Source organism: Nostoc sp. (assembly GCF_036917315.1).
GTDB lineage: Bacteria > Cyanobacteriota > Cyanobacteriia > Cyanobacteriales > Nostocaceae > Nostoc.
Genome location: NZ_JBALDR010000013.1, coordinates 432,765 through 450,774, shown reverse-complemented (window position 1 = coordinate 450,774; position 18,010 = coordinate 432,765). Strand labels below are relative to the sequence as shown.

The 18,010-nt window shown below is 40.7% G+C and carries 16 protein-coding genes; 10 read left to right on the top strand and 6 right to left on the bottom strand.

All coding sequences use genetic code 11. From position 1 onward, the window contains the following. Window positions 1-64 precede the first annotated feature (64 nt). A complete protein-coding gene (locus tag V7K84_RS08290) occupies window positions 65-1,246 on the top strand; it encodes a serine hydrolase domain-containing protein (RefSeq protein WP_334837318.1) in 1,182 nt (393 codons plus the stop codon). 37 nt (window positions 1,247-1,283) lie between these two features. Here V7K84_RS08290 and V7K84_RS08285 read toward each other — a convergent pair whose 3' ends face one another. Beyond that, window positions 1,284-1,994 carry a Uma2 family endonuclease gene (locus V7K84_RS08285; protein WP_334837317.1) on the bottom strand — a complete coding sequence of 237 codons (711 nt, stop codon included), beginning with the start codon at window positions 1,992-1,994 and terminating at the stop codon, window positions 1,284-1,286. A 331-nt stretch (window positions 1,995-2,325) separates the two neighbouring features. On the opposite strand from V7K84_RS08285, the gene V7K84_RS08280 reads away from it, so the two are divergent. Then, complete coding sequence (locus V7K84_RS08280) at window positions 2,326-2,775, top strand: orange carotenoid protein N-terminal domain-containing protein (RefSeq protein WP_334837316.1); 450 nt, start codon at window positions 2,326-2,328, stop codon at window positions 2,773-2,775. A 210-nt stretch (window positions 2,776-2,985) separates the two neighbouring features. On the opposite strand, the gene V7K84_RS08275 is transcribed toward V7K84_RS08280, so the two are convergent. The 5 genes from V7K84_RS08275 to V7K84_RS08255 all read right to left on the bottom strand — a co-directional run bounded on the left by V7K84_RS08275 (window position 2,986) and on the right by V7K84_RS08255 (window position 10,839). Then, window positions 2,986-5,217: an FdhF/YdeP family oxidoreductase gene (locus tag V7K84_RS08275; RefSeq protein WP_334837315.1), complete on the bottom strand. Its 2,232-nt coding sequence runs from the start codon at window positions 5,215-5,217 to the stop codon at window positions 2,986-2,988. Window positions 5,218-6,148: 931 nt separating this feature from the next. Next, window positions 6,149-6,454: a hypothetical protein gene (locus V7K84_RS08270; protein ID WP_094352832.1), complete on the bottom strand. Its 306-nt coding sequence runs from the start codon at window positions 6,452-6,454 to the stop codon at window positions 6,149-6,151. A gap of 287 nt (window positions 6,455-6,741) precedes the next feature. Then, a complete protein-coding gene (locus tag V7K84_RS08265) occupies window positions 6,742-8,961 on the bottom strand; it encodes a CHASE2 domain-containing protein (protein WP_334837314.1) in 2,220 nt (739 codons plus the stop codon). 123 nt (window positions 8,962-9,084) lie between these two features. Continuing rightward, window positions 9,085-9,834, bottom strand: coding sequence for a DUF928 domain-containing protein (locus V7K84_RS08260; protein ID WP_334837313.1), 750 nt, complete (start codon window positions 9,832-9,834; stop codon window positions 9,085-9,087). 327 nt (window positions 9,835-10,161) lie between these two features. Next, window positions 10,162-10,839, bottom strand: coding sequence for a Mo-dependent nitrogenase C-terminal domain-containing protein (locus V7K84_RS08255; RefSeq protein ID WP_334837312.1), 678 nt, complete (start codon window positions 10,837-10,839; stop codon window positions 10,162-10,164). Between the two features lie 481 nt (window positions 10,840-11,320). Between V7K84_RS08255 and V7K84_RS08250 the strand changes: the two genes are divergently transcribed. The 8 genes from V7K84_RS08250 (at window position 11,321) to V7K84_RS08215 (ending at window position 17,976) form a co-directional block, all read left to right on the top strand. After that, window positions 11,321-11,449 (top strand): hypothetical protein, encoded by a 129-nt coding sequence (locus V7K84_RS08250; protein ID WP_334837311.1) that lies wholly within the window; start codon window positions 11,321-11,323, stop codon window positions 11,447-11,449. A 24-nt stretch (window positions 11,450-11,473) separates the two neighbouring features. Continuing rightward, window positions 11,474-12,574, top strand: a complete 1,101-nt coding sequence (locus tag V7K84_RS08245) for a glutamate-cysteine ligase family protein (RefSeq protein WP_334837310.1) — start codon at window positions 11,474-11,476, stop codon at window positions 12,572-12,574. A 556-nt stretch (window positions 12,575-13,130) separates the two neighbouring features. Beyond that, window positions 13,131-13,487, top strand: coding sequence for a hypothetical protein (locus V7K84_RS08240; RefSeq protein WP_334837309.1), 357 nt, complete (start codon window positions 13,131-13,133; stop codon window positions 13,485-13,487). Window positions 13,488-13,778: 291 nt separating this feature from the next. Beyond that, window positions 13,779-14,318 carry a Dps family protein gene (locus V7K84_RS08235; protein WP_334837308.1) on the top strand — a complete coding sequence of 180 codons (540 nt, stop codon included), beginning with the start codon at window positions 13,779-13,781 and terminating at the stop codon, window positions 14,316-14,318. Window positions 14,319-14,652: 334 nt separating this feature from the next. Then, entirely contained in the window at window positions 14,653-15,420 is a 768-nt protein-coding gene (locus V7K84_RS08230; protein ID WP_334837307.1) for a ChaB family protein, read from the top strand. A 365-nt stretch (window positions 15,421-15,785) separates the two neighbouring features. After that, entirely contained in the window at window positions 15,786-16,019 is a 234-nt protein-coding gene (locus tag V7K84_RS08225) for a hypothetical protein (RefSeq protein WP_292783841.1), read from the top strand. Further along, window positions 16,012-16,293 carry a hypothetical protein gene (locus V7K84_RS08220; protein WP_334837306.1) on the top strand — a complete coding sequence of 94 codons (282 nt, stop codon included), beginning with the start codon at window positions 16,012-16,014 and terminating at the stop codon, window positions 16,291-16,293. The genes V7K84_RS08225 and V7K84_RS08220 overlap by 8 nt, the downstream gene beginning before the upstream one ends. Before the next feature lie 1,125 nt (window positions 16,294-17,418). Next, a complete protein-coding gene (locus V7K84_RS08215; RefSeq protein ID WP_334837305.1) occupies window positions 17,419-17,976 on the top strand; it encodes a hypothetical protein in 558 nt (185 codons plus the stop codon). Window positions 17,977-18,010 lie beyond the last annotated feature (34 nt).

Genomic DNA, 18,010 nt, shown 5'->3' with positions numbered 1-18,010 from the left:
TGATGTTTGCCAATTACTTTGTGCAGTTGAGCTAGAACGGCTATGTTTCTGTTTAGGAAGTAAAATGAACCTAAAACTTTTGGCTTTCAGAAAAATTTTATTTGCAATAGTCTTTGTGATTTCCCTTGGTTTTACAGGATACTTAGTGGCTAATAACATTAGTCAGAGAGTAATTGAAAAATCTCTTGCTAAACAAGTCATGTCTACCTCCACCGTAGGAAAAAGTTCTCAATTACAGAAACTTTTAAATGAAATAGTTGTAGAAGAGAAAATCCCCGGTGCAGTTATGTATATTACTACACCTAAAGGTTCTTGGCTGGGAGCAACTGGTGTGAGTAACTTATCAACGAAAACCCGGATGAAACCCACAGATGGCTTTTCTATTGCCAGTATGAGTAAAACTTTTGTGGCGGTGGTTGTGCTGAAGTTAGTAGAACAAGGGAAGATAGAATTAGATCGGGCGATCGCAACCTACTTACCAAGAGATATTAGTCCTCATATTGTCAACAGCGACAAAATTACAGTTCGTCAACTGCTCAACCATACCAGTGGTGTTGCTGAATACCTAGATACAAAAGCATTTCTTCAAGCTACTGCAAAAAGAAGTCGCTCACAGCCTTGGACAGCCAGAGAAGCTATTCAGTATATGTATCAAGAAGAACCGAAGGCAAATCCCGGAGAAAAATTTATTTATACTGATTGCAACTACATTCTTTTGGAACTGATTGTTGAAAATACCACTAGGGGAACTCTCGCCCAAGCAATCCGCAGTCAGATTTTAAAACCATTAGGATTAAAACATACCTTCACAGAATTGCGCGAACCGACAATTGGAGAAGTAGCTACAGGTTATGGCGATCGCAATAAGGATGGTAAGCTAGATAGCTACGCCGAAGTCAATGATGGCAATGGTTTGGGAGATGGGGGATTGGTTTCAACAGCAGAGGATTTAGCCAAGTTCGCCAAAGCGTTATTTGTCAAAAAAACCTTACTCTCGCCGAAGATAATGAAAGAAATGCTGAAATTTAAAGATAATGGTGCAGGCTATAGCTATGGCTTGGGTGTAGAAAGATTTTCATCTCCTTTAGCAAAAGCAATTGGGCATAGTGGTATAGCTTATGGCTTTGCAACATTGCTTGCATATTTACCCAGTGAGAATACCACTATAGTAGTGTTGCTAAACAATCAGAATGTCGATCTTAAATCAGTAGCTAGGACAGGTATAGAGGTTGTCGAGAATCATTGAGTACTAATTTGTAATTATAATTTTCACCCTACTGGCATTATAAACTTTCTGGGTCAATGTTCAGTTCTCGCAATTTGGCTGCTAGGCGTTCAGCACGTTGCTTTTCTTGTTCAGCGCGTTGTCGTTCTTGTTCAGCACGTTGCTTTTCTTGTTCAGCGACTTCTTCCGGTGTAGGAACTATATTCCCTTCCGCAGTGAAATAGCGCAATTTATGTTCATAAACACCCAAGTACAAATTTAACTGCTGACTCCACAGCCATCCTTGAGGATTAGGTTCTATCGGTTCATAAGTACCGCCAATCAAGATAAAGCCAGCAAATTCTAAATTATTGGGATCGAACCAAAAATATTCTGGTGTGCGAAAGATATCTTGAAAAATTTGTTTTTTCAAACCCTTGTCAGTTGAGGCTGTAGAATTCGAGAGAAGCTCTACAATTATGTTGGGATATTTCCCATCTTCTTCCCAAACAACCCAACTTTTACGGACTTTGCGTTCACATCCCAGCACTACAAAAAAATCCGGCCCCCGAAATTCTTCCGATCTCTTCTGCCGCTGGCTGTAGTAAATTGTTAGATTACCCGCAGCGTAAAAGTCATTGCGGTTTCGCCACCACAATTCCAAAGATTGCAACAGCAGAATTATTTGGCGTAGATGTAATTCGCTTTCCAAAGGTGGTTCGTCACTATATAAATCCCCTAGAGGAAATATTACATCATTTGGGAATTCAAAATCTTTGGCGGCGGACATGGCTGCAAGTCTTGGGGTGAGATGGGTGATTTAAACTTACCGTAATCTAGGTTTGTTTTTCCAGAGGTGCGATCGCATTATAATCAGGAACTCCTTCAAGCGATCGCTTAGAGTCACAGACGTTACTTAGCTTTCATATACATCGAAGCAGGCATTTTTGTAACTAGCAATTTCAGTTATCTATATCTGTCTTATGTAATAAGTCCTATACCTATCCTAAGTAGGGTTATCTATCTATATTTGTTCGTTAAGTTGTATGAAGCACTGAAAGCAATTTTCTCGGTGAGTTACTGAGGAAATCAAAATAGCCTTAACTTAGTTGGAGTTTTTTATGACTTACACAATTGATGAAGCAACAAGACCAGCTTTAGAAACTTTTCAACGCTTTGATGTAGATACTCAGCTAGCCTTACTCTGGTTCGGTTATCTCGATCTTAAAGAGCAGCTACAACCAGCACCTCCTCCAAGCGTTGAAGCTCCTGCCAAAGCAGTGTTTGACAAATTTTTGGACTTGTCTAAAGAAGAGCAACTGCAAGCACAACGCGACATTATTAATGGTGCAGCTAACGATATCAGCCAAACCTATAATAGTCTAAGTCCCAATGCCAAATTAGACGTTTGGTTTCTGCTGGCACAAGGAATGGATAATGGAACCATAATTCAAGTGCCCTCGGACTATCAACTTCCTGGTGAAACGGATGAATTTGTCGCATTGGTCAAAAAACTAGAGTTTGAGCAACGGATTAATTTCATGTTGAGTGTCGTGGAAACGTTCGGTTAGGTAAGTCCAAGAACTTTCAATAGCTTTCTAGAATTGGAGATAACTGAAAGTAGCAAATTAAGCTAGACCTGGCTGTTTTTGCTCTACTTTAATAGTGGTTAACTTAGAACTACCGCAGAGATGCTCATCTTTGCGGTAGTCTTGATGCAAATTATATCAAGCAACGCATCCTTGGGTAAAGACGCGATGAATCGCGTCTCTACAAATGGTCTATTTGTCGCATTTTTTTTCCAAGCGCACGATCGCATTATAATCGGGTACACCTTCGAGCGATCGCTTACTTTTATCTAGTAGCACATTCCCTTCTGGCCAATGTACTTGCAAGTTTCCTGACTGAATTGGGGCAATATAGACTTGACACAACAACTCGCCTAAATCATTCTTAAGAAGGACGCGATCGCTATCTTTTAAACCCAACTGTACAGCATCAGCAGCATTCATTAGCACCGCCTCTCGCATCGCCCCAGTAATTGCATCCTTGCGTTCCTGCACCATACTATTAAATTGTTTGCCTCGGCGGGTTGCTAATAAAAAATAACCTTCTGGTAATTCTCTCTGTCGTGGCAATAATACGCCAAAGTGTGCTTTCCCATCGGCTGTCGGAAAATTCCAACCAAAGCACAAATGCGAGCCACCATATTGAAACTGATCGCCAGCTTGCTGTAAGTGTTGAATACCAGCATATTGCGGGACAACTTGAGCAATTTCTTGACGGATAGCAGCTGTGTTCGCAAAAGCCAGCTTATCTGCCAAATCTGGTTTTACCCGTCTTGCCAATTCTAAAAACACTTCCCACTCAGGACGCGCTTCTCCAATGCGCGGCCCCGGAATTTCTGGATTGAAAATTACCCGGCGTTCGGTGTTAGTTTCTGTGACTCCTCCTGGTATTTCGTAGCGAGTCGTCGCAGGTAACAGCACCACAGTATCAGCAGGTTCCACCAACATTTGGCTGGAGAGAACAATATCTATATGTACCCGCAGGGGTATTTTCTTCAGCGCCGTTTCCACATAATCTGGTTCTGGCAGTACTTCTAAAAAATTCCCGCCCACAGAAACCAACACATCTATTTCCCCCTGATGTGCGGCGTTAATCATTTCTGGAGCAATTAAACCTTTACTTGCTGGCACTTCAAAGCCCCAATGCTGACTCAATTGAGCAGCATTTTCTGAGGTGATGGGTTTACCACCAGGAAAAACTGTGGCGTAACATCCCATCTCTGCACCACCCTGCACCCCAGAGTGACCGCGAATTGGCATTAAACCGCAGCCTTCCCGACCGACAAATCCTTTGGTGAGAGCTAGATTAATGATACTTCGCACGTTATCTTCACCACATTCATGCTGAGTAATACCCATACTCCAAACAAATACGGCTTTATTCGCTTCTTTGACCATTTTGGCAAAAGCGTACATTGACTCGCGGGATGTTCCAGAAAGCCGCTCTAATTCTTCCCAAGATTGGCTTTCTAACGATGCTTTGAGTTCGGCAAACCCATCTGTGTATAAATCTATAAATGACTGGTCTACCCAGTTGTTAGCAATTATATGTTTAATAGTGCCATTTAAAAATGCTATATCCCCGCCCATGTTGATTAAGAAGAAGTCTTCGGCAAACTTTGTACCAAAAACGGCACTTTCTACAATTGAGGGCACCCAGTAGCGCTCCATTCCCGGCTCGCGGTAAGTATTAATAACTACAATCTTTGTGCCAGCTTTTTTAGCATAATGGAGATACTTAACGGTAACAGGCTGATTATTGGCAACATTCGAGCCAATGAAGACTAATAAATCAGTCCCAATCCAGTCTTTATAAGAACAAGTGGTAGCCCCAGCACCCAAAGCAGCTTTCAATCCTGCTGTACTGGGAGAATGGCAGATGCGGGCAGCGTTATCAATATTATTGCTTCCCATTGCCCGCACAGCTTTTTGGGTGGTATAATAAGTTTCGTTGACAGTACCGCGACTGGTAACATAAAAACTGAGGCGGTCTGGTGTAGTGGAGCGGATGCGATCGCTAATTACCCCTAAAGCTTCATCCCAGCTCACACGGCGAAAGCCTTTTTCCCCACGTTGACGAATCATCGGGTAAGGGAGTCTTCCCAAGTCCCGTAATTGGGCACTTTTTTGCTTTTGTAGCTGCGAAACATCTGCCAATAGCACAGGGTCAAAAGCTGGCATCGTATTCATCTGCAACAACCGCAACCGGACATTGCAGAGATGAATCCCATCTAAAGTCCAATCTTTCATCCCGGTTGTTCCGAGAGCGCAACCATCGCAGACACCTTTATTTAGGATATTCCACGTGTATGGTAGTTTGTCACGAGACAGCCAAATTGCCCGAAATACTTCCCAGTAGTTGTTAGGGTACTGTTCGCCAATGCCAAAAGGCTTCCAACTTGCCCAGTGCTGGGGTGTCCAGTGTTTTTTGGGTTTGGGTAACATGATGCAGTGTGTGTGAGTTGCTGGATTATTTAAGGCTACCGTTTTAAGTAGCATTTAAGTAGCAGGCGGTTAAAAATCTAGAGAAAGGAGATGAAGACTGGGAAGATTAGTTTCTTGTCTCTTAACGACAACTTAAATGTTTATAAGTACAACTTCAGCCGTAATAACAACAGCTTAAGTGTTACTTATCAAACTAGAAACGTTATTAACTACAGAAAAAGCTATAGTAACAACGGCTTAAGGGTTAAGTTATAACACCTTAAGCATTGATAACTACTGTTTAAGCAGTATTAACAACAACTTAAGCTTTACTTATTAAACTAGAAGCGTTATTAACTACAGAAAAAGCTGTAGTTAACACATAAAGAGTTGTTGTTATTGCTACTTTAATTTTTTGAGTTACAGTGTTTAGAACTTGTGACAACTGAAGAGCCTTGTTTTTTTACTTTCAACAGATAATATTTTAGAACTTATATCAGGTTCAGTTAAATACTTATAACATCTGTAGGTTGGGTTGAGGAACGAAACCCAACGCTTGATCCTTGTTCATGTTGGGTTTCGCTGCCGTTCAACCCAACCTACATTGATAAGTTTTATTATAAGTAATCACCCGAACTTGATATTATGCATTAACAAAGACAGCCAACTGTGAATTAGCTCTCGTTACAAGGCAGAGCCTTGTAATGCTCTTATGGGAGGCTTTGTCTCCCGTCAAACAAGTAGGCAGAGCCTACTCGATTGCATTCCCAGGCACAGCCTGGGAACGAGGCAGGGTAAGACTTTTAGTTTAACAAGCTGACTCTTCACATAATAGTCAATGTCTAAAGTGCGTAAGTCCTATATTTTATAAATCTTGAAAGCAGTAGTTGAAATAAAAATCCCTGCCACAGACAGCTGACAGGGATAGCAGTTTTTAGTTATGGGTTGTCTCTTAGCTAACAAAATCTTTGTGGGCAGCGACAAGCATCTGAGCTTGTCTTAAAACGTTTCCGAATAAATAAAAAGGAATCTGCCAAGCTGCAACGGTAACTTCTTTGACTATATCCTGTACGCTAATTGCGATTAATTCATGCTCTGGCGGCTCTCCCTCAACTGTACCAGACCAAGTAAAAGCTAATAAGAAATCATCATCTCCAGGCAAGGATGCAATCAAACATTCTTCTGGTGTTGGTTCGCAAATAATTCCATAATCATTTGCAAGTTCTACTAATCTTTGAAATTTGTTTCCGTTTGTCATTTGTTCTTAGGATGTAATTGAATCTCAGTTTTAGAAGAAATCATATTTTTAACTCCAGAACTCAAGTGAGTTGCTTCATAGCAGAAATTACGAATTATTAATTATTCGTTGAAAATTATGAGTTATTGGAGTTAGATCGGGCTTAAGTCCAAAATCTTACCGCGATCGCTTGGTTGTATCAGCAACAATTGTTACTATTTTAGAAAAAGCTAGACTACCTACTTTTTCGGTTTACCCTATTTACATACACCTCCATTTGTTACCATTTCAAGATTGATGCCTTAATCTCACCCAGCCTGACGCAGTGCATTGAGAATTGCGATCGCTTTTGGAGGAACTGCTGTAAACCGAAGCAAAAAAAGATGCTCGTCAACATTAGACTGTTCGATCGCCTTGGCATAGATATCTTCTTCTGTAGCCATTGCTGCTTCAATCAATAACTTGAGTTTGAGATTACTCAAGAGTTCTAAAGAATGTGGCGATTGCAGCTGCGCTCCTTTTTCTGAGAGGCTAATCAATTCACCCATAAATACTGTTCCTACTGTATGTTTCCCCTGCAAAATGGAGTATTCTACAGGCACTTTTTGAGTGAGAACGATCATTTCTTCATCATATTTAGGCAAGAATAAATTATATTTACCGCCAATGCCACGAATTTCACAAATTGTCACAGGGTGTTTTATGCCCTTGGGTTCTATTTGTAATTGCCCAGCAATTTGTAGGTCAATATTGGCATCATTACAGGTATTTTCGGAAATTAAAATTTGTCCTCCCACTGTATAAGATTCAATTCGAGCAGCCAAATTAACATGACTGCCAATGACTGTATATTGAGCGCGTTTTTGAGAACCAACATTTCCCGCTACAGCCTCGCCTGTATTAATCCCAATTCCCATTTCCAGGATTGGGAAATTCATTTGCTGATTTTGTTCATTCACTTGCTGCATTGCCAATTGCATGGCAATAGCACAAGCGATCGCTCTTTCAGAATCATCTTTGCGACTAATTGGCGCACCAAAAATCACAAAAATACCATCACCCATAAACTCATTAATCGTGCCTTTATACTGGTTAATTACATCTGTCATTGTTCCCAAATAAAGATTCAAAATCTTTACTACTTCTTCCGGGGGCAATTGTTCGGAAATAGCCGAAAATCCTCTTAAATCAGACACGAGAACCGTAACTTTTCGGCGTTCTCCTCCTAGCTTTAACCCAGAAGGAGTTTCGAGGATATTGGCGACGATTTCATCAGTTAGATAGCGGCCGAGGGTTTTTCGCATCTCGGTAGCACTTTGAGCAATATACTGAGTAAGTGCGATCGCAGAACCGACAAAAGCCAGCATTGAAGGGATAACGGGAATCCACCAACCAGCTAAAAACGCCAGAAAACTGCCACCAATTAAACCGCCACCTGCCAACAAAACACTAATAGCCATGAGCATTTTCTGGTTGCTACTGTGGCGTTGCAGCCAACACAAGCTAGCACCAATAATTGACCAAATCAAAATTGATAACCATTCTAACGGCTCAGGTAAACACTCGATCTGCGGACGACCTTCCATTGCCGCACTTAAAATTTGACTAATCAAATTAGCATGAATTGTTACACCCGCCATTCGTTCCGGGTCAGTCAAGACATTACTGCTATAAGGCGTATAAAATAAATCCTTCAAACTCTCAGCGGTAGCACCAATTAATACCACCTTATCTCGCATTAAATCTTGTGGGATGCGGTTTTCTTGCACTTCGGTCAGAGAGACTTTAGTAAACTGCTGTATCCGTCCTCGGTAATTCAACAGCACTTGATAACTCCCCGCATCGGCTCGGACGTAACCTCCATCATTAGCTTCAAAAATTGGGAAAACACCCCGATTTAACTGCAAATAATTAGAGTTAGTTGTTGATGGCTTGGTAGTAATACCTTCAGGTTTCAAATACAACAATGCCAGTTTTAGCCCAAAGCTTTCCAGAATCTGATCATTATTTAAATTTACATACAATAATGCTCGCCGAATTTTGCCATCTCCATCTATGGGTAAATCATTCGACCCAATTTGATTAAGTTTCTTCAGTTCTGGAGATGAATCAACCGCCGAACTATCAATCGTATCAGAGACTTTTTGGACTCCAATCAAATTAGGAGTAGATTTGAAAACCTTAAGTAAATCTTGATAACCGGGATTCACGGGTAAATCACGATAAATATCTAAACCAATCGCTCTAGGTTTTTGCTGTTTGATTTTCTCTAACAAACTAGCAAGTTTTCCATCAGGCATAGGCCACTGTCCCTGCTTGCGGACATCTGCCTCATTAATCTCAACTATGACAATGCGGGTATCAGCCGGCTCTTGTGGACGGAGGAGAAAAAATTGATCTAGTGCTGCCAATTCCAACAATTGCAGTAATCCAGTCAAGCGTATTGCAATCACCAGAGCTGTAATATTGGGAACAGCAAGTAAAACACCCCGCCATTGCCAGATGTGCGGTTTCAGCTTTGCCCACATAATATTTAGTGCTGAGTGCTGAGTGCTGAGTTAGGAGTTGGGAGTTGGGAGTTTGGAGTTTGGAGTTGGGAGTTTGGAGTTGGGAGTTTTCCCAATGCCCAATACCCTTTTTTAATTTTGTGGTTAATTCTTAGATGTGCAACAATCAATCAATGGTTCGGAAGCGATCGCATTCAAACCTACAGACTTGAAAAATTGTCTCCAATCCAGCCTTGCTTTGAAATTATTTGGCTCAGTCCGGCGTAGCTGCACCAAACTAGTCAGCGCTTCATGCCAAATCCCAGCTTCTGCATAGATGGTAGGCAACTTGTATAAATTTGCCTTTGCTAACGCTTGCGACAAGGTTGCTTCTGGCTGAGTGCGTTCCACCCAACCATCTACAGTTGGATTTCCACTAGAGTCTTGAGTATTACAAACAATTGTTAGATACCAGTGATAAGTTTTACCTACAGCAAGTGCAGGGGCACTATCAGGAAGTTTAAAGCTAATAATTCCCGGTTTATTTGGAAGTGTAAAAGAGGTTTCATAAAATATGTTCTGGTCTTCAGTCAAGAGCAAAAACTTGGCTGTTTTGAGTTGAGATGGAGGTATATACCAGAAAAATGTTGGATGTTGAGCAAATGTCAACCCTAATTTATCTGGGGGTATTAAGGGAACGATCGGTTTTTTGCCTGTTAGGCAAGAGCTACCACGGGTAGAACCACCAGCACTTGCGGGAGGTTTTCCCCGCTGTGGCGGCTTAAATGTTTGACTTATTTGCCAAATTTTATTGGTATGGTACGACTGAGCTTGTACCTGTGCTGTTAAACCAGAAAGCAAATACAAAGGTAAGGAAAAGGGTACAAAATATAGAGATGGTTTAATCCCTTTCATATTGATGATGCCTGAGTTCTAGATTAGTCAGGTGAATAAATCAAGTATTCCCAAAAGCAGAGTCAGATTTTTCACTCAACTACAGAACTATTTATTGGGCATTGGTGAAGGGGCAGAGGGGCGGAGGGGCAGAGGGGCAGGGGGGCAGAGGGGCAGAGGGGCAGAGGGGCAGGGGGGAAAAACTTACTGCAACTTATCCTCAGTCACTGAGCATAGCCGTTGGCGCAGCCTCTCGTAGAGAAGTGCTGCTCCTCCGCTCCTTCGCTCCCCTGCTCCTCTGCTCCCCTGCTCCCCTGCTCCCCTGCTCCTCCACTCCCTACTCCTCACTCAAATATATGGTGAAACATCTTCACCGCATTTATCTGCTAAATAGGAGAGGGCGCGGAAACGTAAGCCTACCAGTTGCTCATATAACGGGTTGATTTTACACATCGGTGGTATATGCACAATCTTGCGTCCAAATAGGGTGACATCCCGCTCAAAGGGGCACTGGGCGGGAATCATTTTACACAAAAATCGGGCTACTCTTGGGTCTTGGATATCTAGCCTATCGAGCCAGTCTTGCAGGGGGTGTAGGGCATTAATTTGACGCTTTGTCAGCCCAGTGCTGGCGATAGTGGGGGTAATTTGCTGTGGGTATTCCAGAGTTTGGCGAAGGGCTTCGAGTAACTTCTCTGGCTGTTCCAAGGCTTGGCAGAAATGTTGCAAAACCTCATCTTCGCTGGGAGAATAAGTACCATCTGCGATCGCTACCATTATCGCTGTCCTTAAGAAATTTTCTGCGGCTGGTGTACCTTTACCCAACGCTGCGGCTAATTCCTCTGGGGTAATTACCTCTAGTGAGTCAAATTTAATCTTAGGAGCTAATTCATTTTCGGTGATGCTGGCAATTAATTCCTGTTCTTGGTCATCAAAATTACCATCAGCCCAAGCAATAGTAAGCAGTCCACGCAACCAAGCGGCAATCTGTTCGCTGCTGTAGGGGGATTGAACGGTACTTGTCATAAACTCACGTCTCAAGCTTTCCTCAGTCACTACTACGCTACCCTACCCAGTGACTATGAAGATAGTAGAAGCAACACAGAAAATTAACAATTCAAAATTCAAAATTCAAAATTCAAATATTTTAGACATTTTAGACGGGGATTTAAACCCCGACTGAAATGGGTGCTACATGTAGATTGCAGGTTCTTAGGGAACTCCAAGAAATAAATTATCCAATCTTCTGGGGTGGGCAACATGAGCGCTCAGTTTATATGGCGCTCATGTTGCCCACCCCACAATCAATAATTGAATATTTTTTTATTTGTAAGTCCCTTAAACCCTTTAATTTACGATAAATCAGAGAAGTTTTCAAATCGCAACAGTCGGTCTTAAGGTAAAATCCATTTGTACCGTTATTGAGAATTTTTCTACTTAAAGTGAATTCGATTGGAGTATCTCAAATATTTATAAGGTTCAAGACTGTAATTTGCGCTACAGAGTGATGGAGTTTTCTAAGTATGCGAACCTGCCAGCTAAATATCGCCGACGCTTTTCTCTAATGAATCGTTTACTGATGTTACTTGCTTCTCTATGGGATTGCGATCGCTTGGCATTAGTTAAATTAGGTTAACTCTAAAAAATTAAGGTATATATAATGTTTTTCTTTGGCATTGAACATGAAGTCGCTTTCTTGAACAATGAGGGAAAGTTTGCTGATTTTTCACACACAAAATTTGCTGATTTCAATCAAATTATTGCAAGGCTACCTACATACCCCAGTGACTATCCTCAACTCCGCGTCGGCGATGCGGGTATTAAGATGAAGAGATGGTATATTGAGGGATTTGAAAGATTTGCGGATTCTGATGAAGTGATAGATTGTCATGTTAAAGGTATTGAAATTAGAACAACTATCCATTCTAATATTCAAGGCGCTATTACTGAATTATCAGAAAGTTTTGACTTGCTACGTAAGGTTGCCGCTGACTTTGGCTTATCACCAGTTTTGGTTAGTTTCAATCCCTACAATCCAGCTTTTGAGCCTCAACCCCCATTAAACAATTATGAAATCAAACAGTTAGAAGCTTATCCTGACGAACAAACTGCTAATATTCACATGGTATCTTATGGGCCAGATTTAAATATTTCAGTGGCAGATTTGTCAACTGAAGATGTGATTGATATTGGCAAAAAGTTAACTTATTACAGTCCCTATATCGTTCCTTTTAGTTATAGCTCTCCCTTTTATAATGGAGGTTTATGGGATGGACTATCGGTACGAACATTTATCAGAACTGGAAAAAGATCGGCAACTCTGGTTTTTGTTCAAAAAGAAGAACAACTGATTAATAGCATACCTACTTTAACAAAAATCGCCCGCATTCCAGCGGAAGTGGGACGCATCGAATTTAAGGCTTGTGATAGCTGTGATGATTTTTTTATCTACGCAGCTTTGCTGACATTATTGAAAGGTTTGGTATTAGATAAAACCTTGTTAGGTAGAGCAACTGTACCCGATGCAGCCTTACACCAACTTTCCGCAAAAGAAGCATTTGACAACGAAGATATTTTTGAGAATGCCACAGAAGTCTTGCAAGCAGCCGAAGTTGCTTTGGGAGACGATCCAGATGTTCATTATTTGACACCATTAAAAGTGCTACTGGCAAAGCGAAAAACAAGATCCCATGAATTAATAGAAATGTTCCATCGGGTAAGTTCAATAGAAGAGGTAATAAGGCAGACTTATCAAGTTTAAAGAAAAGATTTATTTTTCTCCTTTTATGAAAGGGGATTAAGGAGAATCTTTATAGAAATTGATACTTTACAAATTTCCTCTCAGGTGCATAGTCATTAAAATCCTTTGAATTGGATAAAGTCGAGCTAACTGAACATAAATAGTAGAGCCATTCTTCTGCCAAAACTAGATTAAGTCGATATACCTAGAGGCTGATTTGATTGCAACTAAAGATGCAGTAAACTTCATTCTAGAGATTGATGCAGACGTTAGCTTTTTCAAAGTAAAAGTGTAAATAGGGAACCTGAAACGAAGAATTTCAATTATGAAATCTAATGATTTTGTGAAATCTAATGATTTTGCTAAAGAATTAAGGTGGTATTTGCTTATTATCCCTTACTAATCCAATGCAGAAAGGCAAAAGAAATTTCTTCGTCAGGTTCGTTTTTCAATAACTTCTAAATTGAAGCGGAGCTTGCCAGTTTGATTATTGCTTAAATTTGTTAAGTAAAGATATATGCTTCGCTCTTTTAGTGTAAAATTCTGCGTTGTTAAAGCTGTTATCTGAGGATTTCAAATGAAGACAATTGCTTCTGTTTTATCTATTTTCCGTCCAGTACGTTTTCTAGTAGTGGCTTTTACTTGCGCCCTAGTATTATTCTCTAATGCTTTTCCTGCTTTTGCGATCGATAGCTACCAAAGTGACTCCACCGAAGGTACTACACAACTGCTTGACATTCAGCGCAAAACTGACGAAGCTGCTAAAGAACCACCACAAGGATTGAAAGAGGTTCAAAAAGAGTCCAATAAAGGACTCAACGAGGTTCAAGGAGCGGCTGATATTGACAAGCAAAAGAGTCCTGAAAATTCTCAGGGTGCAACCTCAGTGGAAGAAAAAGCAAAGAATTTGTTAGAGAAAATTACAGGTAAATAACAGAGTTAATACCTTGGTAATTTTTTGCTAGTGATGGGTGATTGCTTTAACGCAATCACCCATCACTACTTATTATTGTATTAATATCTCTATTTTTTAGCTGAGAAAAAACAAGGAAATGTAGCTAATTTGATAAATCATCTATCGATTGAATAGTACTACCTATTAAGGCATAGGTATAACTATGTAATGTAAGAATTAATCTCAACTCATAATGTTTCCTTTGGTTGATGTGGATTATATGGAAAATTTGGCAAATTAATAGATAAGTTTGCTTAGGGATGGAAAATAATGCGTGCGATAAACATTGGTTTGACCGAAGAACAGCGTCAAGGTGTAATTAATCTGTTGAATCAAGATTTGGCAGATGCCTATTTACTGTTGGTGAAAACCAAAAAGTACCACTGGGATGTGGTTGGCCCTCAGTTCCGCTCTTTGCACCAGCTTTGGGAGGAACACTACCAAAAGCTGACTCTGAATATTGATGCTCTGGCAGAGCGGGTTCGTGCTTTGGGTGGTTATCCAGTTGGCACATTGGAAGGATTTCTCAAGCTTGCTACCCTCAAGGAACATGCTGGTAATGTTCCCACTGCAACAGGAATGGTAGCTAATTTAGTGGACGATCACGAGCAGGTTATTCGTAATTTGAGAGACCATGTGGATCAGTCTGGTGAAAAGTTCCACGATCAGGGAACTGCTGACTTTTTAACTGGACTACTCGAACAGCATGAAGAGATAGCTTGGATGCTGCGTTCATTTATTGAAGGCGAAGCACTAGACTCAGATGGTAGACAGCCAGCAGAAGGGGCTAAGACTCCCGTAGGTGTATAGCTGATAAGGTCTGAGTTGAGGATGACTATCTCTGAAACTAGTTAAAAGCAGGAATCAACCCTGCTTTTAAGTGGTGTCAAAGGATTAATGTGCCTGCATCTACCTCTTCACGATGCCAAGCCAATTTTGGATTTTGGAATTGAAAATTGGTTCGTGCGCTAACACAACTTAAGGCGACTAGCGTCAAGTTGGGAGACGTATCCACGCGACTAGCTCCTTTATGTCGGGGAACCCGTCCACCGCGTGGTTTCCCGTTATAAGTGCAGTCAATCTAAAATCCAAAATTAGTTGGTCATCTTTATTGCAAAAACAACATAATACAGGGAGTTTTTAAATGCCAGAAGTATATAAAGCAGAACGTACTATTTCTGCTGTATTCAAAGAGCAGAAGCAAATTGATGATGTAATTCGACGTTTATTAGACAGGGGTGTGCCTAGAGATCATATTTCGGTCATGGGCAGAAATTTCCAGTCGGAAACGAGAATTGCTGGCTTTATTAGTAAAAAAGATGTGATTCTCGGAGGCTTGAGAACAGGAGCAGTTTTTGGTTCCTTGTTTGGTTCCTTCCTCAGCTTACTTACGGGTGTGGGCGTATTGTTTATTCCCTTTGTCGGGCCAATTGTGGCAGCAGGGCCTATTGGTGCAGTGTTGTTGGGGGCTGCTAGTGGAGCGATCGCAGGTAGTGCAGGTGCCGGTCTAGTATCGGTTCTAACTACTTTGGGGATGCCAGAAGATAAAGCGGCTATCTACCAAACTCGCTTACAAGCTGGCGAATTTTTTGTGATGGCAGAAGTGCCGAGCGATCGCACTGGCGAGTTTCAATTACTGCTCGAAAGTGCTGGTGGCGAAGAAATTCACACGATTGAGAAAACTCTGGCTCGTTCTTGTTCTGGACAGTGCAACAGTCCAGCAGACTTGTCGCCTGAAGTTCGCGCTCATCTTTCTGATGAAGCTCAGAGTACATTCATTGAGCGCTATAATGCTGTACTCAATGAAAAAAGTGACGAGTTCACAGCCGAACAAGCCGCTTGGGAGACTATTCACCAACAATATGAAGAAGATGAAAATGGTGTCTGGTCTAAAGCTAAGGTTAAAGCGTGAACGAGGCACGAGTCGAAACACTGCCTCCTGCCTCTGTTGTTAAACTACTGTACAAGACTAGATATCAGGGATTTATAACAAATAAATTATTTAACATTGTGGGGTAGGCTTTGTGGCTTACCCCACAAAAGTAAGTATATGGGCAATAATATTAAAATATTTGTACATATTTATACGTATTATGGCAGGCGATCGCACTTAGATATAAATTGCCCACTCTGGGACTAGTTTGCATAACTTTGGGTACATTACCGCAAATGCGCTGATACTTTAATTTCCCCTCTTCATAAATTCCGCAAAAACACCGTTACGCTATTTGTGTTTGCGATCAAAACTTAGAGCATCCAGTTTATTAGGGCGGATTTATGACCAACCCTGTAAAGACGGTTATCCAAGTCAATCTGGAGATGGCTCTAGAAGTAGCTCAAGAATTGGAGCAAGCTCCATACACTCAACTCGGTGCTTATTGTTTAGAAATTTTACGGGAAATCGGATGTCCTGGTACTGAACTCCCTGTTAACTTACAAACTCGCGATCAGCAGCTAAACTTCATTACAGGCTTTGCATCTTATGCTTTTGGGGAGGTACAAAGTGTATAAAGCATTAATTGATGATATATTTTCTGATTCAGAAGGGGCAGAAGAAACTACTTTTCCTGCCACAGATGAAGATTTATTAATTTTAACAGAAAAATTTTTAGGGTTTGAAATTCCCTCAAAGGTTTTCTTGCAAGCTATAGCCATTGCTGATTACGACGGTGCAGCTGCTTTTCGCTACGTTGATAATTATTTGATTACTCTCAAGAATAAGAATAAGCGTAAGCATAAGAAATTACTGGTGTTAGGTTGTTCGACTAAGTTTGAAAATAATTGATGTGCTGATTCATGAGTTAACTAAAAACCAATACGATTTAGATAAGATCATTTGTACGACCGATGTAGAGACGTTGTATTGCAACGTCTCTGCACATTTGTCCAAAAAAGACAATAAACAACAATAACAATTTATCTAGAGTTAGTGGCAGGGCAAACGCATTTTATTTACTAATAAAAAATAAAAAGGATTCTCAAGTTATCTAATTGAAGAAGGCAGGAGGCAGAGGGCAGAAGACAGTATTCTTTCTGCCCTCTGCCTTTTTCGATAACTGTAAAACTTGATGAGATTATAAACAAAACAAATCCGATCTTCTCGGAAAATATGAATTAGCTTATTTTAAAATATATAACTCTTTAGTAAAAATAAAAAACTCATCAATTGGATACATAACCGTGATATCAAGTCCGGGTAATTAGTTATGATTTCCACAATCATTGCACCCCTCCCCGCAGGCGGGGAACTCGGGGCCCCCTCTGGGGATTAGGGGCAGGGAGACGAAGCGTAGCTTTGGCGGGGTGGGGTTCTTGGGATTTAGTAAGTAATCAAGCGGACATGATATGAGTCATATCTGAACAGGGTCTTGGTGAATTCAACTCTTATCCAGACTTGTCAATATTTAGATGCGTTTGCACTGCTTGCTAATCAGGTGGATTGAGCATCTGGTTATAAAATCGTCTTATTCCTTTCCTAAGAAGGCATTAATCCCTCTTGCAAATATTAAAAAAGTCCGGGTAATGGATAGCTTTACCAAAGAGAGAGGTTGGGAGTGAGGTTTAGCATCGCTAGATTAGGAAATGCTATATGAAATTTAAAACATTATTTTTTTAATAAACAAACAAGTATATTAAACATATATCTAAAGAAATAGATTGATTAAAAATAAATTAAACAAATACTGTCTAAAACATTACAAATTAATTTAACACCAGACCATACTTTAGGTAGAAGGGTAAGAAAATTAATTCAGCTAACTTATTAATTAAATAACAACTTATCGGCTCAATACTTTTGATTTAGATCCTTGCTTGGAGTTGAGAAATAGAAAAACTTTTTCTATTTTTCAACAAATTGCTTAGTAGCATAAGAACCATTTAACTTCAAACTCAGGCTCAGGAGATACCAATGAACTTAAACCACAGTAAAAATTTGCTCAAAATGCTTGCTAGTCTCGTGGGAGTTGCTAGTACTGGTGCTTTAATAAGTCTTCCAGTATACGCTCTGCCCCAACCCATCTCTAAAAATTTGGAAACTAGTCAAGCCCCCATAGGTGATAGATTGTACTCTCAAGCAGGGCAATCTACAGGAGGTGATTCTACCACCGGAACGCAGCAGTATCCAAATAATGGTACTAGTGGAAGTGGTACTAGTGGAGCACAGCAGTATCCAAATAATGGCACTAGTGGAAGTGGTACTAGTGGAATAAATAATGGTACTAATGGAACACAGCAGTACCCAAATAATGGTACTAGTGGAAGTGGTACTAGTGGAACACAGCAGTACCCAAATAATGGCACTGGAACACAGCAGTATCCAAATAATGGCACTAGTGGAACAAATAATGGTACTACCGGAACGCAGCAATATCCAAATAATGGCACTACCGGAACGCAGGACAATACAGGAGGTAACAACACTACAGGTGGACAAAACACTGGTGGAGGTGTCAGAGCGCTCTGGTAATTTCTTAGCCCTATACGATATGGGCTAGAGAGCT

Coding starts and splice junctions, on each gene's coding strand:
- V7K84_RS08290 (WP_334837318.1), top strand. CDS start 65: ATGAACCTAAAACTTTTGGCTTTCAGAAAAATTTTATTTGCAATAGTC.
- V7K84_RS08285 (WP_334837317.1), bottom strand. CDS start 1,994: ATGTCCGCCGCCAAAGATTTTGAATTCCCAAATGATGTAATATTTCCT.
- V7K84_RS08280 (WP_334837316.1), top strand. CDS start 2,326: ATGACTTACACAATTGATGAAGCAACAAGACCAGCTTTAGAAACTTTT.
- V7K84_RS08275 (WP_334837315.1), bottom strand. CDS start 5,217: ATGTTACCCAAACCCAAAAAACACTGGACACCCCAGCACTGGGCAAGT.
- V7K84_RS08270 (WP_094352832.1), bottom strand. CDS start 6,454: ATGACAAACGGAAACAAATTTCAAAGATTAGTAGAACTTGCAAATGAT.
- V7K84_RS08265 (WP_334837314.1), bottom strand. CDS start 8,961: ATGTGGGCAAAGCTGAAACCGCACATCTGGCAATGGCGGGGTGTTTTA.
- V7K84_RS08260 (WP_334837313.1), bottom strand. CDS start 9,834: ATGAAAGGGATTAAACCATCTCTATATTTTGTACCCTTTTCCTTACCT.
- V7K84_RS08255 (WP_334837312.1), bottom strand. CDS start 10,839: ATGACAAGTACCGTTCAATCCCCCTACAGCAGCGAACAGATTGCCGCT.
- V7K84_RS08250 (WP_334837311.1), top strand. CDS start 11,321: ATGGAGTTTTCTAAGTATGCGAACCTGCCAGCTAAATATCGCCGACGC.
- V7K84_RS08245 (WP_334837310.1), top strand. CDS start 11,474: ATGTTTTTCTTTGGCATTGAACATGAAGTCGCTTTCTTGAACAATGAG.
- V7K84_RS08240 (WP_334837309.1), top strand. CDS start 13,131: ATGAAGACAATTGCTTCTGTTTTATCTATTTTCCGTCCAGTACGTTTT.
- V7K84_RS08235 (WP_334837308.1), top strand. CDS start 13,779: ATGCGTGCGATAAACATTGGTTTGACCGAAGAACAGCGTCAAGGTGTA.
- V7K84_RS08230 (WP_334837307.1), top strand. CDS start 14,653: ATGCCAGAAGTATATAAAGCAGAACGTACTATTTCTGCTGTATTCAAA.
- V7K84_RS08225 (WP_292783841.1), top strand. CDS start 15,786: ATGACCAACCCTGTAAAGACGGTTATCCAAGTCAATCTGGAGATGGCT.
- V7K84_RS08215 (WP_334837305.1), top strand. CDS start 17,419: ATGAACTTAAACCACAGTAAAAATTTGCTCAAAATGCTTGCTAGTCTC.